The organism is [Clostridium] citroniae WAL-17108 (assembly GCF_000233455.1).
GTDB classification, from domain to species: domain Bacteria; phylum Bacillota; class Clostridia; order Lachnospirales; family Lachnospiraceae; genus Enterocloster; species Enterocloster citroniae.
Genome location: NZ_JH376422.1, coordinates 289,597 through 313,916 on the forward strand (window position 1 = coordinate 289,597; position 24,320 = coordinate 313,916).

A 24,320-nucleotide genomic window follows, 5' to 3' on the forward strand; every position below is an offset into this window, starting at 1 on the left:
TTGTCCCAGTTTTCTTGTGGTTAGCCGTGCGATAAGCTAAAAGCCAACACAACGGCTTTACAATGCATTTACAAGGGTTAATTCAGGTTACCATATTCATGCTTCTCTGTATTACATTTCAGTCGAATCTTCTATTCCGCAAATGCCATTGACACAATAGTCCTTCTCTCATAAGACACGGACAAAAGAATCTGCGATATGCCGTTTTTATCTGCGATCTCTTTTATTCTTCCATACAGAGAAACAAATAGAATACCATTTGAGTCTGTCAAGATTTCTATCTCTTGAAAGCTTCGTATACCCTCAAATGTATGTAAACTTTTGTATACTGCTTCCTTTAATGAAAACCTCTTAGCAAAAGCAATATACTGATTTTCCTGTTTCAGAACTTCTTCAATTTCCTTTTCTGTAAACTGTCTTATGAATCCCCGCATTTGACTATCTACCATTGGCTCTACTCTTCCAGTTTCAAGAATATCAATTCCTATACCCTTCATGCCAAATTAACTATCATCATATCTACATACATGTTAATCTATTGCTTATTGTATTTTAAATACCAAAAAAGGCCCCGGGAGCATTCATCTCCCAGGGCCAAGGCATCTATTTCTCACGCCCTGAAAAACACCCATTTCCAGGCCGTGATTCCACTCAACTTTCCTTCAGAAACCACCACATCCTGTGGTCTTTTTCATCATATCCTCTCAAATACCACAACCGGCATCTAAACTGCCGCAGCTTAATGCCGGTGCATAGAAAACGCATCCATGGGATACTTTTTCAGATTCTCCAGCACATTCCTCTCCTCAGCTGAACCAATCAGCTGATCCCTGGCTTTCTTGGCTTCTACCTCGGTTTTGTGTCTGCTGGGACCGCCTACGCAGCCTCCCACACAGGCCATTCCCTCGATAAAGTCCTCGGGAAGCCGTCCTACCTTTAAGAGCAGCAGGGCTTTCTTGCACTCTGCAGCGCCGTTGCATCGGTTTACCTTGATATCTGTGTTTTCATCCATCTCCTTCAGGCACTGAAGCACGGCTGCGGTAACGCCTCCGCCATTGCCAAAGCGCTTGCCGAATACGGAGCTCTCCTGATAGTCGTTCTCCGCCGGCTGAAGTTCCACGCCCTTGGCGCGCATCATGGCGCGGATCTCGCCAAAGGTCATGGCATAGTCTGCATTTCCCTTAACATTAAGGTCCAGGCTCTCACTCTTCTTTGCAATACACGGTCCGATAAACACAGTGATGGACTCCGGATCCTGGCTCTTGATCATTCTGGAAACCGCACACATGGGGGAAACCGTTGTGGACATGTTCTCCAAAAGCATGGGGAAATGCTGCTTGATCATGTTCACAAATGCAGGACAGCAGGAGGTGGTCATCTTTTTGCCTTCCTTGTGTGCCTCAGCCCACTCCTCGGCCTCGTAAGCAGCTGTCATATCGCCGCCCAGTCCCACTTCCACCATATCCGCAAAGCCAAGCTGTTTTAAGGCGATCCTCCAGCTGGCCATGGTCACATCCGGGCCAAACTGGCCTTCCGTGGCAGGCGCCACCATGGCCACGACCCTCTTGCCGGCCTTGATCAGGCGGATGACATCCACCATAAACGTCTTGGAGCCAATGGCGCCAAAGGGGCAGCTGTGGATACAGGCGCCGCACTGGATACATTTCTTCTCATCGATCACACAGATGCCGTACTCATCATAAGTGATGGCATCCACGGGGCAGATCTTCTTACAGGGGCGCTCCAGATGTGCGATTGCATTATAGGGGCATGCCTGTGAACACTTTCCGCATTCCTTACACTTTGTCGGTTCAATGTAAGCGCGCTCCCGCCCCATGCTGATGGCACCGAAATTACAGGAATTCTGACAGGCCTTTCCCATACACTTGCGGCAGTTGTCCGTCACTATGTAGGAAGCAATGGGACACTCCTCACAGGCTGCGTTGATGACCTGCACCACATTGGAAGTGTCCTTTCCTGCCGGACATTTCCCCTCTGCAAGGCGTACCCTCTGCTTGATGATCTCCCTCTCCTTATAAATACAGCAGCGGTAGGTTGCCTGGGGTCCGGGGATCATGGTATAGGGAATCTCCCCGCGTTTTTCCTCAAGATTCCCTTCCCATGCAGCCTTGGCCACTTCGTACAGAACATCATGCTTCAAGCGCAGGATCGTTGCATCATTGGTTACCATTCTCTTTTCCTCCTCGTTATGAGCACTTAGAGACCGTATTTGGGTTTCTTACGTGCGATACATGTCATCTCCACTTGGTGAGGTCCTAAACGAACCTAGTGGAGTGGCTCGTTATGAGCACTTAGAGACCATATCTGGGTCTCTAAGTGCAGTGAAATACACCTCTATATCCATTCCATCCATGATTGTTAATAATATATCAACAACTGAAAATCTACTATATTTATGCGGAAAAAGCAAGTATTTAATGAGATACAAAGTTAATAATATGTAACGACCACTTTTTTACCCATCTCTTCGATCACACGTCCCAGCTGTTCCACAAGGTTCTGGCGGATACCCAGATCAAAGGGAAGGCCCGGGTTCTGATAGGCGCTGTTGATCGCTTTTCCAACATATAAATGCACTTCCGTACAGTCCTCGATCAGCACTTTGGCTACCATGGAACCGCCGTTGGGCTTATCCAGCTCCTGGAAGAATTCCTCGGACACGGTTTCATTCTTCACATACCTGCGCAGCAGCTGCAACACCCTGTTCAGGGTCAGTACACCCTCTGTCACCAGGTCCACGCCGTCCATATAGGCGATAGGCGGGATCTCCGGATCCACATAATCCAGGGAAACATCCAGCTTTTTCCCCAATACCCTGGACACAATCGTGGCGCTGGTTCCGCCGCACACAATGGTCTTGGCATTGGGATCATCCAGGAATTCATGGACCATGCGTACATCATCCTCCGGGTTGCGGGCAGGTCCGGTCATAAGGTGCACCGGCTTGCTGTCAATGATCCGCATGCATGCAACCGTGGTATCATCCCCCGGCCTGAACTGATAAAGCTCATCACAGGCCCTGCTGATGGATGCGGCCAGACGCATGGCTGACACGGTCATGGCATACTGGCGCACCGCATAGTCCGCAATGTCCTGCCACAGCCATCCAAAGTTTAGAAGCTCTCCCACTCCCGCATGGATAGTACCATCGCTCATAAGGATCAGGGCATCTCCCTTTTGGACCTTAAACCTGTACTCATTGATCTCCTTGCCCTGGATGACGCGGACATTCTTAGGAATCTTCATGAGCTTGCCGTCACGTATGAAAATACACCCCGGATTGTCATACTCCACCAGATAAGCATCGCCGTTGTGGTATACCTGCAGGATGCTGAAGGTGGAATATGCCACCTGCCGCACCTGGCAGATGGGCAGTGTCTCACTGATGGTGTCCACGCACTCTTCCAGGGTAGCGCCGTTTAAGAACATGGTTCCCAGTATCTTGGACGTCAGGGTGGAAAGGATATTGGCCTTGACGCCGCTTCCCATGCCGTCAGCCAGAATCATGATGTTGGAATCCGCGGTCTGCAGCAGTTCCACCTTGTCCCCGCAGAGGATCTCGGTGTATTTATTCAGGCTTTTATAAGCAACATCCACTGTAATTCCCATTATCTACCTCCGCTGCCGCCTGGTTTTTTCAAATCAGAACTGCTCAGATGGACATACCCCGTCTTTTTGCCTGCGGGAGCAGCGCTTCCTATATGGACATACCCTTTGGAGGCTTTCTCCTTAGGTGCCGCCCCGCTGCTGACTCCGGCTTCAGAGGCATTTCGGGCATCAGCTGCTGCAGGCGTCCCGGACGGTGTCCCGGATGTTGTACCGGACATTGTCCCGGATGTTGCACTGCCTGGGCTGGTACTTCCCGCGCCTGCACCGCCTCCCAGGTTTCCGGGTGTCATGACCCCGCTCAAAGGCACTGCGCCGCTTCCCAGCTGCACATTGGGGATATCCCGGTCCTCCTCACCCCCTGCATATCCTGCATCCGCCCCATCCTCCAACAGGGAATGGCACAGCTTGGTCAGGGTGGTCTTTGTCTCAGCCGTTGTCTCGCCTAAAAGTCCGGCGATCTCCTGGGCCACCATCATCTGCTTGTGGATGATCTTCTGAGCCAGGTCAATGGTCTCCAGCTTTTTCTCGTACTCTTCCTGAGCCAGTTCTTCCTCCCTTGTAATGTCGATAAAGGTGGCCAGAACTGCATTTTCCTTCTCTATGTATACAATATTCTGAAGGGTGGACAGCTTGTACTCAGGATAATTCACCCTCTTGCCGTGAATGTTCTGGTGTGTGTCAAATACCCACTGGAAATTCACTGGGTCAATGAGTTCGTACAGGTACATCTGCAGTGCCTCAGACCTGGTCTTTCCAAAATACTTCTCCCCCACATCCGAATATTCCAGAATGCGCATATCATCCCCCACGATCAGCACAATGTTAGGGGAGGTCTCCATTACCAGGTTGGACATGGACTCCGCCTTCTCATGCATGAATGGAATACACATGCTCACCTCTGCCTTGTGCTGGAATACGGCGATCGCCTTCTCCCTGCAGGTAGGATAACCGCAGGCGCCGCAGTTCAGTTCGTCCTCGGGTTTTAACTTGTTGGTCATGCGCAGGATCTCACGTATCTGGTCTTCGGTAGGCTGCGGATCCTTTGGCGCGTGGTCCTCAAACCGCTTGCCAAAGTTTACGTTCTCCCACACAGGCTGCATCCGGCTGGCCTCTGCCGGCTCCCTGCCTATGGTCTCCTCCATATCCAGCTTTACCTTGAATCTGGAAATAAATTCATCATTCACAGTCGGCCCCTTGATACAGCCGCCGGAGCACATATTCATCTCAATAAAACAGCCCTTGATCTCACCCCGGGACATGCTCTTGCACAGATCAATACAGTTGGCCACTCCATGGACATAAAATTTCCTGTAGCCATCGCTCTCCTCCTCGGTGGCCAATACGGAGTTCACCACGCCGTTGGTCACGGGATAAAGGCGGTTGACCCTTGGGTCAAATGCTGTAAAGGGCTGGTCCTCACAATCCTCAATGACTATGTCCTCTTCCTCCAGCCACTTGTTGATATCATTGAAATTAAGCACCGCATCGATATAGGTGTCATGCCTTGGATCCCTGGATTCTTTTTTCTTTGCAATACACGGTCCCAGGAACACCACCTTCACATTCCGGCCCAGCTCCTCCTTCAGAAGCTTGCCATGGGCGATCATGGGCGATACCACGGGAGCCATGTAAGGCACAAGCTGAGGATAATATATCTCGATCAGGTCATTGACGCTTGGGCAGCAGGTGGTTATGATATTGTCCATCCTGTGCTCTTTCAAAAGCTTTGCGTATTCCGCTGTCACGAATGCGGCCCCCTCTGAAGTCTCCCTTACATCCTCAAAGCCAAGGCGCATAAGCGCCCCCCTCACCTGGCCGATCGTCTTATATTTTAAAAGTCCCATGTAAGCCGGTGCAATGGACACCACTACCCGCATGCCTTCTCTTATAAATCCCTTCACCATATCCAGATCGCTTCGCAGCGTTTTGGCTGACTGGGGACAGATCTTCAGACAATGTCCGCAAAGGATACATTTGTCCGACATGATCACCGCCCGTTCGTCCTTGACCTGGATGGCTTTAACTTCGCAATAACGGACACACTTATAGCAGTGTTTGCACTTTGTGGCTTTGAAATCTATGATTTCCATGCCCATAATCAAAGTCTCCCCTTAATCTCATTTTCAAAGAATTCTTCTGTGTCTTCCGGTCTCAGGGAATACAGCTCGCCTTCCACCGTCACGCATACCCCATGGTCACAATTGCCTGTGCAAAACGCACCGTTTAAGTCTACCTTGTCGGACAGTCCGTTCTCATCCACCAGTTTCTGAAGCTTGGCGATAATCTCACGAGACCCCTTTAAATGACAGGCACTTCCAATACAAATCGTTACTTTCATCCTTATTCCTCCACTATCTGCGTGTATTATGGGCTCACCCCAAACCATGCCTCCATTATCTCATATTGTGATATTTATATCAATAATATTTCTCAAATATTTTATAGAAAACAAGGGCTTGTTGTGCTATAGTAAAGGATATTTATGAGAGGAGCGAATGTATTATGAAAAAGTCGATTTTGTTACTGATCACAGCCGTTATGGGTGCATCTCTGGCCCTTGGAGGATGCAGCGGCGCCTCCGGTTCATCCCCTTCCGCAACAGCCGGCCAGGCGCAGACGGAGGCCCCGGCCTCCACGGAGATTTCCTCCCAGTCTGCCGAGGAATCAGCCGCAGCCGAAGAAGGATCCACGGCCGAGAGCGCATCCGGCCAGGAGGATCCGGAGCTCACCTGCCAGGCCGGCGTCCGTGTGGGCTCCCTGAAGGGACCGACCTCCATGGGTCTGGTATCCCTGATGGACAAGGCCTCCAAGGGAGAAACTGCCAATGTCTACGAGTTTACCATGGCCGGCAAGGCGGATGAACTGGTGGGCAAGATTGCAAACGGAGACCTGGACATTGCCCTGGTCCCGGCCAATGTGGCAAGCGTCCTTTACAACAAGACCCAGGGAAATGTAACGGTCCTGGACATCAATACCCTGGGCGTGCTGTACGTGGTGGCATCCGATGATTCCATCACCTCCATGGCCGACTTAAAGGGCAGGAGCATTTACATGACAGGAAAGGGCACCACCCCCGAGTATGTAATGAATTACCTGTTAAAGGGAAATGGACTTTCAACCTCTGATGTGGACCTTCAGTTCAAGTCCGAGGCCACTGAGGTGGCATCTCTCCTGAAAGAAGATTCAAGCGCCATCGGCGTCCTTCCGCAGCCATTTGCCACTGCGGCCTGCATCCAGAACCCGGATCTAAAGACAGTTCTGGACCTGACAGAGCAGTGGAACCTGCTAAACAAGGATACCGGCAGCATGCTGGTCACCGGCGTCACTCTGGTTCGCAGCGATTTTCTCAGGGAGAACCAGGCGCCTGTAGCTGAATTCCTGGAGGAGCATGCCCAGTCTGCCCTCTTTGCCACAGAGCATGTAGAGGAGGCCGCTGAACTGATCGCGGCACAGGGCATTGTTGAAAAGGCCCCCATTGCCCAGAAGGCCCTTCCCTATTGCAACATTGTGTGCCTCACCGGTCAGGAGATGAAGGATGCCCTAAGCGGCTATTTATCCACCCTGATGGAGCAGGATCCCAAGTCCATTGGCGGACAGCTGCCAGGAGATGACTTTTATTACATGCCATAATTCGGCATTCCGGAGACACGGTTCATGAAGCAGAATACCCGATTAAGAAAATATCTCATATGGCTGTTCTGGATTGCAGTATGGCAGGCCGCCAATATGCTGATACACAATAACATCATATTTGTAGGACCCATGGACATGATCCTGGCCCTTATGGAGCTTGTCCGGAACAGCTCTTTCTGGGCCTCCATCTTTAATTCCTTTGCCAGGATCAGCATCGGATTCCTGGGCGCATTTGTCCTGGGGATCCTTCTGGGAAGCCTGGCCTATGTGTCCGGCCTGGTAAAGGAACTGCTGGAGCCCATCATGCTGTTAATCAAATCCGTGCCTGTGGCCTCCTTTGTCATTCTTGCTCTGATCTGGATCGGCTCCCATAACCTGTCCGTGTTCACTTCCTTTCTGGTGGTAGTACCCATGATCTATGTGAGTACACTCTCGGGCCTGGAACACACGGACCGGAAGCTGCTGGAGATGGCCAGGGTCTTTTCCATGCCCCTGTACAAGCAGGTGCGGTATATCTACATTCCCGGTCTTCTTCCTTACCTGATCAGCGGATGCAGGACCGCCCTTGGCATGAGCTGGAAATCCGGCGTGGCCGCGGAGGTGATCGGTATCCCGGAAGGCTCCATCGGCGAACAGCTCTATTACTCCAAGCTTTATCTGGACACTGCAGGTCTGTTTGCCTGGACCTTTGTGATCATCATTGTCAGCGCACTGTTTGAGCACCTGTTCCTGTATCTGTTAAAGAAAGTACGGCATTAAAGGAAAATGCGCGACAAGGAGGCAACAAATGAAGATCGAACTAAAGCATATAGCAAAATCCTTCAACGGGCTGCCTGTTCTCCGGGACATCAATCTGACCTTCAGGGACGGCGGCTGTTACTGCCTTATGAGCCCCTCCGGTTCAGGCAAGACCACCCTGCTGCGCATCCTCATGGGACTGGAACAGCCGGATGAGGGAACACTGGAGGTTGACATTGAACCAGCCGCCGTATCCGCCGTATTCCAGGAGGACAGGCTGTGTGAGTCTTTCTCGCCCGTGGAAAATGTAACCATGTGCACAGGCCGTTCCATGAAAGCATCCCGCGTAAGATGGGAGATGGCCAAACTGCTTCCCGAGGAATGCCTAAGCCGCCCGGTATCCACTTTAAGCGGCGGTATGAAGCGGCGGGTGGCAGTTCTCAGGGCTTTGCTCACCCCTTCCCATGTCCTGCTGATGGATGAACCCTTTACCGGAATGGATGAAGATTTAAAGCGCAGCGTCATCGCCTATATCAGGGAAAAGCAGAATGGCCGTATCCTGATACTGTCTACCCACCAGGAGGAGGATGTGGAGCTGATCGGCGGGGAACTGGTACGGCTGACGTAGGAACAGTGCAGGTAGCGGATACCTGCACTGTTTTTGTGTTCAATGGATTTCTTTCAGCAAATCTACTGCTGGCAGGGATTGGACTGCATATCAAATTCAGGGTTAAATGCATAGAAATTCCTGCTGTCCAGCTTATCCTGGGTAATCCTCAGACATTCACCAAACCGCTGGTAATGGACCACTTCCCTGGCCCTGAGGAACTTAATGGGTTCACAGACATCATAATCCTTCACAACGCGCAGGATGTTGTCATAGGTACTTCTGGCCTTCTGCTCAGCTGCCATATCCTCGTGGAGATCCGTGATCACATCGCCCTTGGACTGGAATTCGCACGCATTAAAGGGGATACCGCCTGCTGCCTGGGGCCAGATACCTGTGGCATGGTCAATGTAGTAAGGGCCGAAGCCCTGTTCTACCAGCTGGTCTGCCGTCAGGTTCCTGGTAAGCTGATGGACAATGGTTGCAACAATCTCAAGGTGGGCCAGCTCTTCCGTTCCAATATCGGTGAGGGCTGCCTTGCACTCCTTGTAAGGCATGGTGTAGCGCTGGGACAGGTAACGCATGGACGCGCCCATCTCGCCGTCAGGGCCGCCGTACTGGCTCATTATAAACTGCGCCATCTGAGCATTGGGTTCTTTGATATTAACAGGGAACTCCAGTCTTTTTTCATATATCCACATATCAGCACCCTCCTTCCCATGGCCATGGATCATTGACCCAGGACCAGTACGCAGTATCATTGTTAGCGGATGCGGTCAGCGGCCCGAACTGTGCTTCAAAGGCATCTGCCGCACTCCGGTATGCCTGTGCCATCTGATTATAATAATCAATGGCTGCAGCATCACAGGGGTGGGTGTCTAAATAGAGGTTTGCATCAACCACGGCAAAACCAGCCTCGTCTACCTGACGCAGCATGGCTTCACGGGAAGTTCCAAAATCAAAGTTTGTCATCTGCTGCACCTCCCGTAGTTAAATTGAAGATCCAGGTCAGGGAAAATCGTTCCCTGTACCAGCCCCCTCTCCGGGGCGTAGGTGGTCTGCCACTGCTGCCATGGCACATATGCCATTGCAACCGGGAACTGCTGTTCCAGACAGCCCGGCTCTGTAGAAACACATACCATCTGATTCATATTAGGATATGTCTGATCCATATCCGGATATGTCTGATCCATATATGAATATGAAGGTACGGTGTTGTTGTCGCTGACGGCCCAGGGTACTGTATTCATATCCGGATAATCCGGCTGCCAGTAAGAGCCGCTGTCATTTTGGCTGGAAGTGTTACAGGACACATGTCTGCAGCCGCACCCGCAGCACTGTCCGCTTACATCTGTATAGGAATCCATAGGATGGATACTCCTTCCAATATCTTTTCTTTTATTATAGTTTATGACACAGCCAACAGCCCGTGACAGAAAAGTCATGAAAGAAAAACAGTAACACTTTGTCTGCGCGTCCCATATGATATAGTACAAACCAATAAAAAAGGAGAGTGCGATATATGTGTTGCTTTAGATTTGGATGTGGATGTGGTTGTAGATGTAATCGTTGTTGTTTTGGCTGCGGCGGTTTTGGCTGCGGATGCGGCAACAATAGCTGCGGCAATAATAACTGCGGCAATAATAGCTGTGGTTGTGGAAACAGCGGATGTGGATGCGGCAATAACAGCAATAGCTGCGGATGCCGTGACATCTGTGCAGGCGCCAGGCGCCAGGCATACCGCGAAGGCTTCCGCAACGGATACTGGCAGGGCTTTAATGATGCCAGCTGGGGCAGGCCAGGCGGCTTTCCTCAGCCCCGGGCTGCGGAAGCAGAATCCGATGGCTGCGGCTGCGGAAATTAAATTATTAATATAGATCAGGCAGGACCCCAATGGGCCCTGCCTTTTTCTTTTCCACCATTGACAACCTGTATTTTCCTGTTATATAGTGTTTACATGCTAACAAACAGGAGGGACCAGCCATGAACAACCCGCAGGAACTGGAACAGATTCGAGAATTTTTTGCAAAGGACCGATTTGCCACGGACAATGGGGCCACAATCGAGGAAGTGGATGACGGATATGCAAAATGTTCGTTGGAAATACAACCCCACCACCTGAATGCAGCCAATACTGTCATGGGCGGAGCCATCTTCACCCTGGCAGATTTTGCCTTTGCAGTTGCATCCAACTGGAATAAACCGCTTCATGTATCCACCACCTCACAGATCACATACCTGGGAGTTGCCAGAGGCAGCCGCCTCATTGCCCAGGCACACAGGGTAAAGGAAGGCCGCAGCACCTGTTACTACCTGGTGGAGGTGACCGATGACCTGGGCAATGCGGTAGCCCATGTCACTGCCAGCGGATTCTCCAAGGGATAGGGAACGCGCCAGGTGCACATACAAAGGATAACTATACAAAGGCCAGCTATACAAAGGCCAGGCACCGCGCAAAGGGCCGGGTATCAAAACCCCGGCCCTTTTTGTATATCCGTTTACCAGCACATCTCCTCATTGCTATAGAGTACCAGCCCGCCATCTGTAATGGCCTTTGCGGCTGTCTCACCATCGGAGGCTTTTACGATCATAGCCCTTCTGTTGGCAGAAGCCAGCGCGTACATATACTCGATATTAAGTCCCTGGCCGCACAGGGTGTGGGTCATCTTGTGAAGCTCACCCACATGGTCCTCCAGCTTCACGGCCAGAACATCTGTCAGCATGGCGGAAAAACCTTTCTCCCTCAGACCGTTCCTGGCCTTTTCCGGATCGGATACGATCATTCTCAGCATACCATATTCCGTGGTGTCAGCCATGCTCAGCGACAGGATATTAATGTTCTCCTCCTTCAGCACTTCTGTTACCTGCTCCAGCCTTCCCTCACGGTTTTCGATGAATACAGACAATTGCTTTACAAACATAAATGTACCTGCCTTTCCTAAATCAGTGTCCTTTTATCAATCACATGTTTTGTCTTGCCCATGCTGCGCTCAATGCTCTTTGGCTCCACCAGCTTCACCTTCACTGCCAGGCCGATGGCCTCCTGGATCACGTGTGCGATCTTTCCTGTCAGATTCTCCAACTCACGGATCTCATCGGAGAAGAATCTCTCCTCCACCTCCACCTGCACCTCCAGGGTATCCAGGTTGTTGATCCTGTCCACAATGAGAAGGTAATGGGGGGTGGTCCCTCCCATTTCCAAGAGAGCCGACTCGATCTGGGATGGGAATACATTGACGCCGCGGATGATCAGCATGTCATCCGTTCTTCCTGTGAACCGTGCGATCCTGGCCGTGGTCCTGCCGCATTCACAGGGACCGTGCTCCAGGCTGGTCAGATCCTTTGTGCGGTAACGGATCAGAGGCAGTCCCTCCTTGGTAAGCGTGGAGATAACCAGCTCGCCTTCCATACCGTCCCGCAATGGCTTTAATGTGTGCTGGTCCACGATCTCGGGAAGGAAATGGTCCTCATGGATGTGGAGTCCCGTGTGGTACTGGCAGTCCGTTGCCACGCCCGGCCCCATGATCTCGCTGAGGCCATAGATATCGTGGGCATGGATTCCCAGCTGACGCTCGATCTGGGCCCTCATCTTATCGGTCCATGGCTCCGCACCATTGATGGATGCCTTCAGCTTGATCTGATCCCTTACCCCCATCTCCTCAATGGTCTCCGCTATATGCAGCAGGTAGGAGGGGGTGCACATGATGCCTGTCACTCCGAAATCCACCATCATGGTAACCAGCTTCTTTGTATTTCCAGTGGACATGGGAACCACAGTGGCCCCCATCTCCTCCGCCCCGTAATGGGCTCCCAGGCCGCCGGTGAACAGACCGTATCCGTATGCCACCTGGATGGTGTCATCCCGGCCCAGGCCCGCCATGGTGATACACCTTGCCACACATTCGCTCCAGACATCGATGTCCTTGCGGGTATAGCCCACCACAGTTGCCTTTCCCGTGGTGCCGCTGGATGCATGGATACGGGTGATCTGTGAATTGGGCACTGCAAACATACCGAATGGGTATGTATCCCTCAAATCGTCCTTTGTGGTAAACGGCAGTTTGTCCAGGTCCTCGATCCCCTTGATATCACCTGGCTCCAGACCCACTGCCTGCATTTTCTTCCTGTAATATTCCACATTGTGGTATACCTTATCCACCAGCTTTGCCAGCCTTGCGCTCTGCAGGTTTGTCATCTCATCCCTGCTCATACATTCCTTTGTCTCATTCCATATCATCTGACTGTAAACCCTCCGTATCTATAAAAGTCCTTCTTACAGTGAAAGCGCGTATCCGATCTCAAATGCCTGCTTATTCACCTCTATGGTCTTAGGCGGAACCGTTGTTTCGATCACGCTCAGCCAGTCCTGTTTTTCAAAGCCCATGTGCCTGGCCGCCGCCCCCAGCACTATGATGTTAAATGCCTTGGGAGCCCCCAGCTTCTTGGCCTCGGCCGTGGCTTCCACCACAATGGTCTTGCGCATCTCTTTTAAAGTATCAAGCACATTCTCGGGATAGGATGCCACTCCTGTAACCACTGTGATCGGGTCAATACGCCAGTCATTGACAATGACCACCCCGTCCTTTTTAAGGAAATGCAGATACCGCAGTGCCTCCAGACGTTCAAATGCAATGAGCACATCCGCCTGTCCTTCCTCCACAATGGGTTCGCTTACCTTTTCCCCATAGCGGACAAAGGTGACCACGCTTCCGCCTCTCTGGGCCATGCCGTGGACTTCGGACAGCTTTACATCATATCCCGCGCCTGTTGCAAGCTTTCCAAGGATACGGCTGGTCAGAAGGGTTCCCTGTCCGCCCACGCCTACGATCATAATATTCTTACAAGTCATCTTATTCACCCACCTTTATCTGCTCAATGGCATCGAATTTACACAGCTGCATGCACAGGCCGCAGCCATTGCACATGGTCTCGTCAATGGACATCAGTCCGTCCTCATTCTTTGTAAGGGCAGGGCATCCGGGCCTCAGACAGGCGCCGCACTTTTTACATTTATCCGGAACCGGTCTGCATTTGTTGGGGAACTTGATCCCTTTAAGCAGGGCACATGGAGCTTTTGTGATGATAACGGAAACAGCCTCCCTGGCCACCTCCTCTTTGATCACCTTCTCCAGCTCTGCCTGGTCAAATGCATCCACCTCGATCACATGCTCAATTCCCAGGGATTTACACAGGCCGAAAATGTTGATGGCCGGCACTACCTGCCCCTTTAATGTCTTACCCGTTGCTGCATGCTCCTGGTGTCCTGTCATGCCGGTGGTGGAGTTATCAAGGATGATGACGGTCCCCGTGGCCTGGTTATACACCATGTTCATCAGGGAATTGATACCTGTGTGCATAAAGGTGGAATCTCCGATAACAGCCACCCAGTTATGGATGTAATCCTTTCCCTTGGCCTTCTCCATTCCGTGAAGGGTGCTGATGCTGGCTCCCATACAGATGGTGGTGTCTATTACGCTTAAGGGTGCAACCGCGCCCAGTGTATAGCAGCCGATATCTCCTGCCGCATGGATCTTTAATTTGTTCAGCACAGTATACACACTTCTGTGCGGACATCCGGGACAGAGAATGGGAGGCCTTGCAGGTACTTGGGCAGCCTTATCCATTTCCGGAGTCTGTCCTAATACCCGTTCACGAATAAGGTTGGCGCTGTATTCGCCCTGTACCGTGAATATTTCCTTGCCCACTGCCTTGGTGATCCCCCATGCCTTTACCTGTTCTTCCACCACCGGCTCCAGCTCTTCAAATATGTAAAGCTTATCCACCTTTGACGCGAATTCCTCGATCAGTTTTCTTGGAAGAGGATTGACAAGGCCCAGCTTTAATACGGATGCTTCCGGCATGGCCTCCTTCACGTACTGGTAGGCAATGCCGTTTGTGATAAATCCCACGGACAGGTCGTTGTATTCCACCCGGTTGATGGGAAGTTCGTTGGCGTCCAGGGCCAGCTGCTTCATGCGGGCTTCCACCACCAGATGGCGTTTGATGGCATTTCCCGGCATCATCACGTATTTGGCAACATCCCTTTCATATGGAATGTCAAACGGCTCAGCCCGCTCCTCCAGTTCCACCACACCCTGTGAGTGGGATAATCTGGTGGTACTTCTTAAGAGGACCGGGGTATCGTATTTTTCGCTCAGATCATAGGCATATTTCATGAATTCCTTGGCCTCTGCGCTGTCGGAGGGTTCCACCACAGGAACCATGGCTGCCCTTGCAACCATACGGCTGTCCTGCTCATTCTGGGAACTGTACATGCCTGGGTCATCCGCGACCACAAGCACCATTCCGCCTCTCACACCAGTGTAGGCCGCGGTATAAAGGGGGTCTGCCGCCACATTCATTCCCACATGCTTCATCACGCACATGGAGCGCACCCCTGCAATGGATGCTCCGATGGCAACCTCGGTGGCCACCTTCTCATTGGGCGCCCACTCCGCATAGATTTCATCATACTGAACAAGGGCCTCGCTTACCTCTGTACTGGGTGTGCCAGGATATGCGGCTGAGACCTTTACGCCCGCCTCATATGCGCCTCTTGCAATGGCTTCATTGCCAAGTAATATTTTTTTCTCGGACACGTTTATCTTCCTTCCTTTGCTATCATATAGTTTATCTGGGAGTCCCAGAGTATTAAACCTCGTTTTTTCCAACCCTTAAGTCAGTCACCCGCTTTGCTTTTCCTTCAAACCGCTGCAGGGTGTTGGGGGAAACAAGCTGTATCTTTGCATCCAGGCCAAGCATCATGCGCATCTTCTCCCTGAGGCTCTGGTCCAGTTTTTCCAGGGCGGCGTAGGAGTCCATCATGCTCTCCGCCTCCACTTCTACCTTAATGGTGAGAAGGTCTGAATGGTTCTTCCTGTCCACCAGGATCTCATAGTTAGGCCCAATCCCATCCGTGTTGATCAGCACTTCCTCAATCTGGCTTGGGAATACATTGACGCCGCGGATCTTCAGCATATCGTCCGTGCGGCCTGACAGGTTCTCCATCCTTGCAGTGGTGCGGCCGCATGGGCATGGCTCATACATCAGCCTTGTGATATCCCTTGTGCGGTAGCGGATCAGGGGCAGCGCCTCCTTTGTAATACAGGTAATGACCAGTTCGCCCTTTTCCCCTGCCGGAAGCACCTGACCTGTCTTGGGGTCTATGACCTCGGCGATAAAATGGTCCTCATTGATATGCATTCCGTTCAGCTCAAGACATTCCCCTGAGACGCCAGGCCCCATAAGCTCACTCATGCCGTAATTCTGGGTCAGGTTCACATCCTCTCCCCATACCTTGTAAAGCTCGTTCCTCATGGCCTCCGTCATCAGCTCACTGCCCAGCACAAGGCTCTTTACCTTCAGATCCTTTTTGGGATCCAGGCCCATCTCCAGTGCCACCTCCGCAATCCTCATGGCATAGGAAGGGGTTGCCACCAGAAGGGTGGTTTCAAAATCCTTCATATACATGAGCTGCTTCTGGGTGTTGCCCGTGGATGAGGGGACAATGGCTGCTCCCACCTTTTCCAGGCCGTTGTGGAGGCCCAGGGCTCCGGTAAACATACCGTATCCAAAACAGATCTGTGCCACATCCTCATCAGTGGCGCCGCCTGCCACAGCAATACGGGCCACACATTCCCTCCACACATCCAGGTCATTCTGGGTATATCCCACAACCGTGGGTTTTCCCGTGGTCCCGCTGGATGCATGGATCCTGAGCAGTTCCTTTCGCGGGACCGCAAACAGTCCGTACGGATAATTATCCCTCATATCCTGTTTGATCGTAAATGGAAGTTTCTGCAGGTCCTTCAGGGTCTGTATGTCATCCGGCTGAATGCCGGCTGCTTCCATCTTAGCCCGGTACGCGGGCACTTTTTCATAGGCCCGTTTCACCGTATCCTTTAAGCGGGTTAACTGAACGGATTCAATCTCCGCTCTGGACATCGTTTCTTCTTTTGCCCATATCATCGTTCGTCTGACCTCCTTTTCCCCGCCTGCCTTTTCTGTCACACTTTGACGTGTCAACGAATTGGCGCAGCGTAATGTCTGGCGACATTATACCATCTTTTTATAAGTTTGTCTGCTGTTTTCATGCAAATTTCATGTCAACTTTGGCAGATGAGGTCAGACGGATTTATTTTTTGCACAATTATTTCCATTTGTTACATGACGCAGCCGCCTTGTATTTCCCTTCCATGTGTGCTATGATTTTGTTAGCCCACTCTAACCGTTCACATATTATCCCCAAGGAGTGATACACATGCAAGAACCTGATAACAAAACTTATTGGCAGAAAGTCTCAAAACTATATGCCCCGTTTATGAAAAGCAACTCCGGTCTTTACAAGGATATCTGCCTGCGCATCAGGCCGTACCTTTCAAAAGATATGAATGTGCTGGAACTGGCATGCGGCACCGGGCAGCTGTCCTATCCCCTTTCACGCCAGGTCCGGCTGTGGGAAGCCACCGACTTCTCAGAGGCCATGATCGCCCAGGCAAAAAAACATAACCGTTCCTCCCGCCTGCATTTTTCCGTGCTGGACGCAACGTCCCTGCCCTATGCGCCGGGAACATTTGACGCAGTAGTCATTTCCAACGCCCTCCACATCATGCCCTGTCCCCAGCAGGCCCTGGCTGAGATCAGGCGGGTGTTAAAGCCCGGCGGCCTGCTCTTTTGCCCCACCTTTGTACACGGGGAATATACAGGTTCCCGGATTCGGATGAAGCTTATGGAAAAGACCGGATTTCGTACCTATCACCAGTGGACCCAGTCCCAGTTTCTGAAATTCCTTGCCGATCATGGATTTTCAGTTGCGGAATACCGCACCCTTGACAGCGGCCGGATCCCTCTGTGCTTTGTTGTCGCCAAATAGGAAAAACCGATGGTCCGGAACTGGTACACTTTCCGGATCATCGGTTTTTTTACATTCTTCACATATGGCTGATCCTTCCTATACAAAAGCGCCTTCCTGGCTGCGCAGCTTTACCACGGCTGACAGATCCGGCTTTTTCTGCTCCCCGCCGTCCTGCTCCAGACACTTCTTGGAGCGCTCCTTTACAGTCTCACACTTCTGATAGAAATACTTGATAATATCCTTTCTGGTAATGATCCCGATAAAGCACTTCTGATCATCCAGAACCGGCACAAAGTTCTGGTTCAGGGCCTTACCGATCAAATCCTCCATATCTGCATCTGCCTTCACCGGACGGTTGTCACACCGGCGGCGGATTGCGGTCACAGGTATTCTCTCCGCCCCCTTAAGGTCCAGATTAAACTGATTCTTGATCCCCCATAACAGGTCCCCCTCTGTCAGCGTGCCCACATACCTGCCGGTCCTGCTGACAATTGGTACAGCGGAATACTTATGGTGTTCCATCTTCTCCAAAGCCTGTCTCAACGTATCATCTTCACTTATATACGCCACGTCACTTTTAGGAGTCAGGAAAAATAATATATTCATATTTTCACTCCTTCTTCCTGTATTCTCCTATTAGTATAGAATGTGGCTCTGAACCGAATGTGAACAAATTATTATAAAAATCTGAAATTTCTTAAGAAGTTAGACTTTTATAAAATCAACTTTTCCCTTAATATATAAGTAGACTATTTATGGCCGTCATTTTCAGGGCCAAAGAAGAGGTAAATATGATAACAGGATCTGCTGCAACCAATTTTATACCGTCCGTCTCAGCGCCGGTCAACCGCATTATTCCCTCCTCCCTGGTGGACGGGCCGGGCAACCGTGTGGCCATCTTTCTTCAGGGCTGCGGATTTGCCTGCAAATACTGTCACAACCCGGAGACCATCCACCTCTGCTGCCACTGCGGCACGTGTGTGGGCGTCTGTCCCACCCATGCCCTGACAGCGGAGGAGGGAACCGTCAGATGGGATCCCGCCCTGTGCTGCGGCTGCGACCAATGCATCCAGGCATGTCCCCACAGTTCCAGCCCCAAGACCAGGTACATGACGCCCAACCAGGTACTGGAGGAAATAAAAAAGCCCCTTGCATTTGCAAGAGGGATCACCACTTCCGGAGGGGAATGTACCCTGCACAGCCATTTTCTGGCGCAGCTCTTCGCCAAAGTCCATGAACTGGGAAAGTCCGCATTCATAGACACCAACGGCCAGGTCCCCCTCAGGGACCTGCCGTGGCTGATGGAGGAGACGGACAAGGCCATGCTGGATATTAAGTCCATGGACGAAAAGGAGCACCGTATGCTCACAGGCAGTTCCATGGACCTGGTGTTAGATAACCTGGATTATCTGTTGGAGGAGGATAAGCTTTTTGAGATCAGGACCGTGGTGATACCCGGATATTTGGATAACGCACACACAGTGGACGCTGCCAGCCGGATCATTGCCCGGGTCCCCTCCGTCCGCTATAAGCTGATCCGCTTCCGCAACTGGGGCGTCCGGGGAGAGCTGGCGGACCAAGTATCTCCCTCCATGGACCTGATGGAAACACTGGCCTGCATCGCCCGCTCCAACGGGGTGGAGGATATTGTGATCATTTAAGTTGCAAACAGGAGATATGAATAAAACCGGCTGGTTTCCCGGCCGGTTTTCTGCTCGCATCCATTTTTATCCACAGGCAATTTATTCCATATAACTCAGGGGATCGACCGCCTTGTCCTGGTGCTTCATCTCAAAGAATACATTGACGCCTTCTACGGAATAATACTTGGTAGGCTCCGATACATAGCCCAGGGTCTGTCCCTCTTTCAGGTATTCTCCCTCTGCCACGCATACTTCCTTAAGCTGTCCGCAGGTTGCTGTGTATTCGTTGCCCAGATCCATAACCACATAATTTCCGATCTCCTCGTTGGAGCCAACTTCCAGGATCCTGGCATTGGCAGGTGCGGCCACCGGTGTGCTTACATCGGACTGGATGATGATTCCAGGGTTGCACTTATACTGGTCGAGGGTGGGGAAATAGATGGTCTGGTCCATGCTGTAGTCCAGAAGCACATTGCCCCTTACAGGCCACTGCATTTTGCTGGCGTCCGTAAAGTTAAGCACAAGAGCGTCCGCCGCGTCTTTTCCTGCTCCTGCCTCTGCTGCCAGGTCATTGCCCTGGTTTTCGTTCTTTGCCACGGCTGCCTGGGTAGGAGCCGGGGTAACCTTTTGTGTGTCTTTTACTGCCTCGGAAGCGCCTGCTACCTGAGGTGTCTCCGGAGCTGTTTCCTGGGCAATCATTTCTGGCTGCGGCATTTCAAGGTATGGATTTGTCTCAGTACCTTTTCCTCTTTGTACGGTAATGACACCTGCTGCGGCTACAATAGTCAGCAGGCCTAACACTAGCATGACAAGAAATAACTTATCCTTGAGCATCTGGTTTACTTTCTCTTTCACGTTTATCACCTCGGTACTATTCTTACCAAACCAAAGCGACTTATTCAGAAATGAAAGTAATATTTTTATAAAAATAACCCAGGATTTCTTCCGCCTTCCACCCCGCCTTTGCCTTCTCATTGGCAGTGGCCTGGCTCAGTCCATAACCATGTCCGATCCCCTTTGCCACCGCCCTTATGCCATCCTCATAGGACTCCATGGTAAAGCAGGCGGACTTAAGCCCCAGGGCATATTGTATCTCCTCCCCGGAGTAACCTGCATTTCCTATCTGAACCTGGTCCACATAGCCGGATTCATCCCTGGAAACAATTTGTACCGTACCCGGGACCTGGGAAATATCCACCTGGCGCGTTCCTGTCTCCCCCTCCGGAATACCGTTGATTGCGGACACAAAATCCTCCTTTGAAAATACGGCGATCTGCATGTATCCCTCCGCCTCCACATCCCCTGGACAATCCACCGGTTCCAGATAGGGGTGGGTGAAATCCCCTTTTCTTGTCATCCCCGCCGTGGCACGGCAGAACATGGGGTCTATGCATCTGTTTTCGTAGGTCATCACCACACCGGATGTGGCCTTTACCGCATCTTCCAGTTTTTTATAATACTGGGGAAAACGGCTGGATCCCCACAGGCTTTTTAGCTGCTCCGACTCCACATAATCCATGTCCAGGGCTGACTCGGCAATCTCATTTTCCTCCCCTGCGGCCTCCATCTGACGGCAGATATAGGTGCGGGCAATAATGGCCTGGGCTTTTAGTGCCTCCGGTTCATATTCCACCGGCATCTGTCTGGCGATCACACCGGGCAGGTATTCCTCCATGTCCATATAATAGGAGCCATTGCTTCTGTCAAGGAGTATCCTGCGCCTGCCGGACACCTCCTTCTGCTGCTCATACCGCAGCTCCTCCCCCCTGATGGTGCCTGTCCATGCAAGGGTTCCCACATAGGGCACCATAAGTCCTGTGACGGCTGCCCAGATAATGCGTTTGTTCACACGATCACCTCCCTCCTGTACCGGACGATCTGCCCTGCAGCGTGTTTTAAAACCCGCCTTGGGACACGTTTGAAATGCCTCTATCATCAATATATGTCCTGTCCTCCCGCCCTATGTGTCGCCTTTTCTGCAATCCAAAAATATCGCCGCACCGGCCTGGGCCAATGGGCGATATTTAGAAAATTATATGGTTTTAACCCGCTTACAGGCGGACACGCGGGCTGCTGAAGATACAGCGTTCACAAAAGCTCACCCCAGATATGCCTGGATCAGCCTGAAGGTGTTCTCCACCCCGTCCCGGTGGCTTCTCTCATAACCGTGGGATGCGTAAACACCGGGGCCGATCAGGGCGTGGCGGATATCGTGGCCTGCTTTTAATGTGGTTTCCACATCAGAACCGTAATGGGGGTATACGTCCACCGCATATCCGATCCCCTTTCCCTTGGCCAGTTCTATAAGCCTGCAGACGATCTCGTAATTGTACGGACCCCCGCTGTCCTTGGCACAGATGGACACCTGATGTTCCGTACACTGGAGCCCTTCACCCACACATCCCATATCCACGGACCAGGCCTCGGTAACGCCCTCCGGCACCGGGGATGAACCTCCGTGCCCCACCTCCTCATATATGGTGAAATGAACGTAAACCTTGCGTTCAGGAGTCACGGATTCCTCCTTCAAATATCTGGCATATCCCATGAGGATCGCGGCTGAGAGCTTGTCATCCAGAAAACGGCTTTTAATGTAACCGGATGCAGTCACCCTTGTCCTGGGCTCAAAGCACACATAATCCCCCGGCATGATACCAAGGGCAGCTGCCTCCTCCCTGGAACTTACCTTTTCATCAATAAGGATTTCCACCGTATCCCAGGTACGTGTGGTCTGTTCATACTCCCCGTTCACATGGACCGAGGCGTTGACCAGCTGGCAGGTACCCTCGTAAATACCATTGGACTTTGTGATGATCCTTACATTCTCAGCCTCCCCGTTGGCCGGCTTCATACCGCCTATATTGGTCAGCTGAAGCCTTCCGTTCTCCTTGATCCTGGCCACCATGGCCCCCAGCGTATCACAGTGGGCCTCTAACAGGACCGCATTCTCCGGATCCCTTCCTCCCAGGTCCGCAAGGACGCCGCCCTTTACCGTAGGCCATGCAGTGATCCCCAAGGCCTCGCATTCCTTTAACAGATATTCCCTTACCTCCCTGCCGTAGCCGGAAGGGCTGTCAATGGCAAGCAGCTTCTGCGCCTGCTCCATTATGTACTCCACATATTTTCCAGAATCTGTCATCTCATTTCTCCTTTACCTGTCCCCTTCTCCTTTACTTGCCCCCTATGACCTGAGGTTTTTCCATGAACACATGAAACCATTTTATCAGAAATACGCTGCAACAACAAGAGGCAGGGCGGGAGCATGCGCGGACATGTGCTCCCATCCTGCCTTCTGCATCTTTTTACTGCGGATTTATACTGCGGCTTTTTACTGCAGCTTTATACTGTGGCATTACACTGCAGATCCGCACACGTTCAGTCCAGTGCATAGATCTTTTTATATTTCTCCTTCAGATACCTTACATAATATTCAGGATTAAAATCTTCCCCGGTGATATCCTTTAAGAGCTGGCGGCTGGTCTTCAGCTTTCCGTACTGGTGGATGTTCTCCCTCAGGTATTCACGGATAACGTCCACCTTTCCATCTTCCAGCAGGCCCTCAAAATCCATGGTCTTTTTCATATGGTAATACAGCTGCGCCCCAAAGGCGCTGCCCAGGGCATAGGAGGGGAAGTATCCAAAGGATCCCTGGGACCAGTGGATGTCCTGGAGCACTCCCTGGGCCGGATTCTCAGGGCGTATTCCCAGATATTCCTCATATTTGTCCGCCCAGATCTCAGGCAGTTTTTCCACGTCCAGGTTTTCCTCGATGAGCATTTTCTCAATCTCATACCGGATCAGCACATGAAGGCTGTAGCTCAGTTCATCCGCCTCAGTGCGGATCAGGCCGGGCGTTACCTTGTTGATGGCTTCCACAAACCGGTCCAGGTTCACATCCCCCAGCTGCTCCGGGAACATTTCCTGTACCTTCTTATAGATAGGTACCCAGAAGGCCCGGTTGCGGCCAATGATATTCTCAAAGAACCGGGACTGGGATTCATGCATTCCCATACTGGCTCCCTGCCCCGCCGGGGTCAGGGTCAGGTCATCCCGGATTCCCAGTTCGTAGATACCATGGCCTGCTTCGTGTATGACGGAAAAAAGGGAGCTGTCCATGCAGTCCGTATAATGTGTGGTGATCCGCACATCCTTATTGTGAAGATTGGTGGTAAAAGGATGGGCGCTGACCGCCATGACGCCCCGGTCAAAGTCAAAGCCCACATACGCTGCCAGGAAACGTCCCAGCTTTTCCTGCTTCTCCTCAGAATAATCACCTGTTAAAAAGCTGTCGTCAATCTGTTTTCCATCATCCACCACCTGCTTTAGGAAGGGAACCAGTTCTTTTTTCATCAGGCTGAAAAATTCGTCCAGATTCTCCATGGAGAAGCCCTTTTCATAATCATCCAGCATGACATCGTACAGCTTTTTCCCGTTCTTTTTGCGGTAGCCTGCAAATTTCTTCTGATAATCGATCACCTTTTTAAGTGTGGGGGCAAATGCATCAAAGTCCTGTTCCTGTTTTGCCTTTGCCCACACGCTGGTGGCCCTGGCCGTCAGCCGGGCAAAGTCCTGGTATTCGTCCTGGGGGATACATTCGATCTGCTCCAGCTCCTGGGAAAGTTCCCGCACATTGGCTGCCTCCGCCTGTGAAAGCCCGCCTTCCTCGCCGCACTGCTTCAGCAGTTTTCTCATCTCGTCACAGGTGACTGCCTGGAAATATTCCCCGGACAGCACACCGATCACATGGGACGTCAGTTCTCCGGCCTCCTTGGGCGCCAGCGTCTCATTGTCCCACTCAAATAAGGTCATGGCAGTCTTGATGGCCATGGCCTTGTCCATGTATGTTTTTAACTTGTCGTATGATTTTGCCATTGTAATGCTCCTTTCCGCTTCCTGTCCGCTCCTGTACTGCAAAAGGACACTCACAGAGAGTGTCCCCGGCAGACCGCGTATTTATGCATAGATGCAGGGTTGATAGTATATACGCTACCATATATTTCCATGGGTTGCAATATAATTCTACCATCCGCGCAGCTTCCCCGCCACCTCGTCCCCCGCCTGCTCCGTTTCCGCCCTGCCGCCCAGATCAGGTGTGAACACCTTTTTTCCATCAATATCTCTTCAATAATATGGATCAGCCTGGCTCCCCATCCCAGCTATTTTGCCTGCTCTACACCCGCCATTGTCTCATGCTTCATCTCATAATGGATCAGAA

At 51.6% G+C, this 24,320-nt stretch carries 25 protein-coding genes; 7 read left to right on the forward strand and 18 right to left on the reverse strand.

Annotation, left to right across the window (positions count from 1 at the left end; translation table 11 throughout):
* Positions 1-131: 131 nt before the first annotated feature.
* From HMPREF9469_RS14560 to HMPREF9469_RS14580, 5 genes are all read right to left on the reverse strand, one after another.
* Positions 132-497 (reverse strand): holo-ACP synthase, encoded by a 366-nt coding sequence (locus HMPREF9469_RS14560; protein ID WP_007863145.1) that lies wholly within the window; start codon positions 495-497, stop codon positions 132-134.
* Positions 498-739: 242 nt separating this feature from the next.
* Positions 740-2,191: a 4Fe-4S dicluster domain-containing protein gene (locus HMPREF9469_RS14565; protein WP_007863166.1), complete on the reverse strand. Its 1,452-nt coding sequence runs from the start codon at positions 2,189-2,191 to the stop codon at positions 740-742.
* Positions 2,192-2,451: 260 nt separating this feature from the next.
* Positions 2,452-3,630, reverse strand: coding sequence for a SpoIIE family protein phosphatase (locus HMPREF9469_RS14570; RefSeq protein WP_007863167.1), 1,179 nt, complete (start codon positions 3,628-3,630; stop codon positions 2,452-2,454).
* Positions 3,630-5,726, reverse strand: coding sequence for a [Fe-Fe] hydrogenase large subunit C-terminal domain-containing protein (locus tag HMPREF9469_RS14575; protein ID WP_007863168.1), 2,097 nt, complete (start codon positions 5,724-5,726; stop codon positions 3,630-3,632). The genes HMPREF9469_RS14570 and HMPREF9469_RS14575 overlap by 1 nt, the downstream gene beginning before the upstream one ends.
* Positions 5,727-5,728: 2 nt before the next feature.
* Positions 5,729-5,968 carry a (2Fe-2S) ferredoxin domain-containing protein gene (locus HMPREF9469_RS14580; RefSeq protein WP_007863169.1) on the reverse strand — a complete coding sequence of 80 codons (240 nt, stop codon included), beginning with the start codon at positions 5,966-5,968 and terminating at the stop codon, positions 5,729-5,731.
* A 164-nt stretch (positions 5,969-6,132) separates the two neighbouring features.
* On the opposite strand from HMPREF9469_RS14580, the gene HMPREF9469_RS14585 reads away from it, so the two are divergent.
* From HMPREF9469_RS14585 to HMPREF9469_RS14595, 3 genes are read left to right on the forward strand one after another with little or no spacing between them, the layout of a single operon-like run.
* Positions 6,133-7,260 carry an ABC transporter substrate-binding protein gene (locus HMPREF9469_RS14585; RefSeq protein WP_007863171.1) on the forward strand — a complete coding sequence of 376 codons (1,128 nt, stop codon included), beginning with the start codon at positions 6,133-6,135 and terminating at the stop codon, positions 7,258-7,260.
* 24 nt (positions 7,261-7,284) lie between these two features.
* A complete protein-coding gene (locus tag HMPREF9469_RS14590; protein ID WP_007863173.1) occupies positions 7,285-8,022 on the forward strand; it encodes an ABC transporter permease in 738 nt (245 codons plus the stop codon).
* A gap of 28 nt (positions 8,023-8,050) precedes the next feature.
* On the forward strand, positions 8,051-8,629 hold the full coding sequence (locus tag HMPREF9469_RS14595; RefSeq protein ID WP_007863175.1) for an ABC transporter ATP-binding protein: 579 nt from the start codon (positions 8,051-8,053) through the stop codon (positions 8,627-8,629).
* 62 nt (positions 8,630-8,691) lie between these two features.
* Here the strand turns inward: HMPREF9469_RS14595 and HMPREF9469_RS14600 are convergent, their stop codons facing one another.
* The 3 genes from HMPREF9469_RS14600 to HMPREF9469_RS14610 are packed head-to-tail and all read right to left on the reverse strand — an operon-like array spanning position 8,692 to position 9,975.
* On the reverse strand, positions 8,692-9,309 hold the full coding sequence (locus tag HMPREF9469_RS14600) for a manganese catalase family protein (RefSeq protein ID WP_007863177.1): 618 nt from the start codon (positions 9,307-9,309) through the stop codon (positions 8,692-8,694).
* A gap of 1 nt (position 9,310) precedes the next feature.
* Positions 9,311-9,580: a spore coat protein CotJB gene (locus HMPREF9469_RS14605; protein ID WP_007863179.1), complete on the reverse strand. Its 270-nt coding sequence runs from the start codon at positions 9,578-9,580 to the stop codon at positions 9,311-9,313.
* Entirely contained in the window at positions 9,577-9,975 is a 399-nt protein-coding gene (locus HMPREF9469_RS14610; protein WP_007863185.1) for a spore coat associated protein CotJA, read from the reverse strand. Before HMPREF9469_RS14610 ends, HMPREF9469_RS14605 begins: the two co-directional genes overlap by 4 nt.
* A 183-nt stretch (positions 9,976-10,158) precedes the next feature.
* On the opposite strand from HMPREF9469_RS14610, the gene HMPREF9469_RS14615 reads away from it, so the two are divergent.
* Both HMPREF9469_RS14615 and HMPREF9469_RS14620 read left to right on the forward strand, forming a co-directional pair.
* Complete coding sequence (locus HMPREF9469_RS14615; RefSeq protein ID WP_147329430.1) at positions 10,159-10,485, forward strand: hypothetical protein; 327 nt, start codon at positions 10,159-10,161, stop codon at positions 10,483-10,485.
* A gap of 106 nt (positions 10,486-10,591) precedes the next feature.
* Entirely contained in the window at positions 10,592-10,993 is a 402-nt protein-coding gene (locus tag HMPREF9469_RS14620; protein ID WP_007863187.1) for a PaaI family thioesterase, read from the forward strand.
* Positions 10,994-11,106: 113 nt separating this feature from the next.
* Here the strand turns inward: HMPREF9469_RS14620 and HMPREF9469_RS14625 are convergent, their stop codons facing one another.
* Genes HMPREF9469_RS14625 through HMPREF9469_RS14645 form a run of 5 tightly spaced genes read right to left on the reverse strand, consistent with a single transcriptional unit; the run spans position 11,107 to position 16,576 of the window.
* Entirely contained in the window at positions 11,107-11,529 is a 423-nt protein-coding gene (locus HMPREF9469_RS14625; RefSeq protein ID WP_007863189.1) for a hypothetical protein, read from the reverse strand.
* A gap of 17 nt (positions 11,530-11,546) precedes the next feature.
* Positions 11,547-12,845: a phenylacetate--CoA ligase family protein gene (locus HMPREF9469_RS14630; RefSeq protein WP_007863191.1), complete on the reverse strand. Its 1,299-nt coding sequence runs from the start codon at positions 12,843-12,845 to the stop codon at positions 11,547-11,549.
* A 36-nt stretch (positions 12,846-12,881) separates the two neighbouring features.
* Positions 12,882-13,457 (reverse strand): indolepyruvate oxidoreductase subunit beta, encoded by a 576-nt coding sequence (locus tag HMPREF9469_RS14635; RefSeq protein WP_007863193.1) that lies wholly within the window; start codon positions 13,455-13,457, stop codon positions 12,882-12,884.
* A gap of 1 nt (position 13,458) precedes the next feature.
* The gene (gene iorA / locus HMPREF9469_RS14640; RefSeq protein ID WP_007863195.1) at positions 13,459-15,207 is read right to left on the reverse strand and encodes an indolepyruvate ferredoxin oxidoreductase subunit alpha; all 1,749 of its coding nucleotides are present in this window, start codon (positions 15,205-15,207) and stop codon (positions 13,459-13,461) included.
* Positions 15,208-15,259: 52 nt separating this feature from the next.
* Positions 15,260-16,576, reverse strand: a complete 1,317-nt coding sequence (locus HMPREF9469_RS14645) for a phenylacetate--CoA ligase family protein (protein WP_007863196.1) — start codon at positions 16,574-16,576, stop codon at positions 15,260-15,262.
* Between the two features lie 292 nt (positions 16,577-16,868).
* Between HMPREF9469_RS14645 and HMPREF9469_RS14650 the strand changes: the two genes are divergently transcribed.
* On the forward strand, positions 16,869-17,480 hold the full coding sequence (locus tag HMPREF9469_RS14650; protein WP_007863199.1) for a class I SAM-dependent methyltransferase: 612 nt from the start codon (positions 16,869-16,871) through the stop codon (positions 17,478-17,480).
* A 78-nt stretch (positions 17,481-17,558) separates the two neighbouring features.
* Here the strand turns inward: HMPREF9469_RS14650 and HMPREF9469_RS14655 are convergent, their stop codons facing one another.
* The gene (locus HMPREF9469_RS14655) at positions 17,559-18,068 is read right to left on the reverse strand and encodes a CBS domain-containing protein (RefSeq protein ID WP_007863201.1); all 510 of its coding nucleotides are present in this window, start codon (positions 18,066-18,068) and stop codon (positions 17,559-17,561) included.
* Positions 18,069-18,253: 185 nt separating this feature from the next.
* On the opposite strand from HMPREF9469_RS14655, the gene HMPREF9469_RS14660 reads away from it, so the two are divergent.
* Positions 18,254-19,123, forward strand: a complete 870-nt coding sequence (locus tag HMPREF9469_RS14660; protein WP_117451607.1) for a YjjW family glycine radical enzyme activase — start codon at positions 18,254-18,256, stop codon at positions 19,121-19,123.
* A gap of 81 nt (positions 19,124-19,204) precedes the next feature.
* Here HMPREF9469_RS14660 and HMPREF9469_RS14665 read toward each other — a convergent pair whose 3' ends face one another.
* The 4 genes from HMPREF9469_RS14665 to HMPREF9469_RS14680 all read right to left on the reverse strand — a co-directional run bounded on the left by HMPREF9469_RS14665 (position 19,205) and on the right by HMPREF9469_RS14680 (position 23,977).
* A complete protein-coding gene (locus tag HMPREF9469_RS14665; RefSeq protein WP_007863204.1) occupies positions 19,205-19,960 on the reverse strand; it encodes a M23 family metallopeptidase in 756 nt (251 codons plus the stop codon).
* 40 nt (positions 19,961-20,000) lie between these two features.
* A complete protein-coding gene (locus tag HMPREF9469_RS14670) occupies positions 20,001-20,954 on the reverse strand; it encodes a SpoIID/LytB domain-containing protein (protein WP_040416517.1) in 954 nt (317 codons plus the stop codon).
* Between the two features lie 249 nt (positions 20,955-21,203).
* On the reverse strand, positions 21,204-22,244 hold the full coding sequence (locus HMPREF9469_RS14675) for a M42 family metallopeptidase (protein WP_007863210.1): 1,041 nt from the start codon (positions 22,242-22,244) through the stop codon (positions 21,204-21,206).
* Between the two features lie 236 nt (positions 22,245-22,480).
* Positions 22,481-23,977: a carboxypeptidase M32 gene (locus tag HMPREF9469_RS14680; RefSeq protein WP_007863211.1), complete on the reverse strand. Its 1,497-nt coding sequence runs from the start codon at positions 23,975-23,977 to the stop codon at positions 22,481-22,483.
* Positions 23,978-24,320: the final 343 nt, after the last annotated feature.

What these genes read in the sequence shown, in the direction of transcription:
- HMPREF9469_RS14560 (WP_007863145.1), bottom strand. Translation starts at nt 497, where the DNA reads ATGAAGGGTATAGGAATTGATATTCTTGAAACTGGAAGAGTAGAGCCA.
- HMPREF9469_RS14565 (WP_007863166.1), bottom strand. Translation starts at nt 2,191, where the DNA reads ATGGTAACCAATGATGCAACGATCCTGCGCTTGAAGCATGATGTTCTG.
- HMPREF9469_RS14570 (WP_007863167.1), bottom strand. Translation starts at nt 3,630, where the DNA reads ATGGGAATTACAGTGGATGTTGCTTATAAAAGCCTGAATAAATACACC.
- HMPREF9469_RS14575 (WP_007863168.1), bottom strand. Translation starts at nt 5,726, where the DNA reads ATGGGCATGGAAATCATAGATTTCAAAGCCACAAAGTGCAAACACTGC.
- HMPREF9469_RS14580 (WP_007863169.1), bottom strand. Translation starts at nt 5,968, where the DNA reads ATGAAAGTAACGATTTGTATTGGAAGTGCCTGTCATTTAAAGGGGTCT.
- HMPREF9469_RS14585 (WP_007863171.1), top strand. Translation starts at nt 6,133, where the DNA reads ATGAAAAAGTCGATTTTGTTACTGATCACAGCCGTTATGGGTGCATCT.
- HMPREF9469_RS14590 (WP_007863173.1), top strand. Translation starts at nt 7,285, where the DNA reads ATGAAGCAGAATACCCGATTAAGAAAATATCTCATATGGCTGTTCTGG.
- HMPREF9469_RS14595 (WP_007863175.1), top strand. Translation starts at nt 8,051, where the DNA reads ATGAAGATCGAACTAAAGCATATAGCAAAATCCTTCAACGGGCTGCCT.
- HMPREF9469_RS14600 (WP_007863177.1), bottom strand. Translation starts at nt 9,309, where the DNA reads ATGTGGATATATGAAAAAAGACTGGAGTTCCCTGTTAATATCAAAGAA.
- HMPREF9469_RS14605 (WP_007863179.1), bottom strand. Translation starts at nt 9,580, where the DNA reads ATGACAAACTTTGATTTTGGAACTTCCCGTGAAGCCATGCTGCGTCAG.
- HMPREF9469_RS14610 (WP_007863185.1), bottom strand. Translation starts at nt 9,975, where the DNA reads ATGGATTCCTATACAGATGTAAGCGGACAGTGCTGCGGGTGCGGCTGC.
- HMPREF9469_RS14620 (WP_007863187.1), top strand. Translation starts at nt 10,592, where the DNA reads ATGAACAACCCGCAGGAACTGGAACAGATTCGAGAATTTTTTGCAAAG.
- HMPREF9469_RS14625 (WP_007863189.1), bottom strand. Translation starts at nt 11,529, where the DNA reads ATGTTTGTAAAGCAATTGTCTGTATTCATCGAAAACCGTGAGGGAAGG.
- HMPREF9469_RS14630 (WP_007863191.1), bottom strand. Translation starts at nt 12,845, where the DNA reads ATGATATGGAATGAGACAAAGGAATGTATGAGCAGGGATGAGATGACA.
- HMPREF9469_RS14635 (WP_007863193.1), bottom strand. Translation starts at nt 13,457, where the DNA reads ATGACTTGTAAGAATATTATGATCGTAGGCGTGGGCGGACAGGGAACC.
- HMPREF9469_RS14645 (WP_007863196.1), bottom strand. Translation starts at nt 16,576, where the DNA reads ATGATATGGGCAAAAGAAGAAACGATGTCCAGAGCGGAGATTGAATCC.
- HMPREF9469_RS14650 (WP_007863199.1), top strand. Translation starts at nt 16,869, where the DNA reads ATGCAAGAACCTGATAACAAAACTTATTGGCAGAAAGTCTCAAAACTA.
- HMPREF9469_RS14655 (WP_007863201.1), bottom strand. Translation starts at nt 18,068, where the DNA reads ATGAATATATTATTTTTCCTGACTCCTAAAAGTGACGTGGCGTATATA.
- HMPREF9469_RS14660 (WP_117451607.1), top strand. Translation starts at nt 18,254, where the DNA reads ATGATAACAGGATCTGCTGCAACCAATTTTATACCGTCCGTCTCAGCG.
- HMPREF9469_RS14675 (WP_007863210.1), bottom strand. Translation starts at nt 22,244, where the DNA reads ATGACAGATTCTGGAAAATATGTGGAGTACATAATGGAGCAGGCGCAG.
- HMPREF9469_RS14680 (WP_007863211.1), bottom strand. Translation starts at nt 23,977, where the DNA reads ATGGCAAAATCATACGACAAGTTAAAAACATACATGGACAAGGCCATG.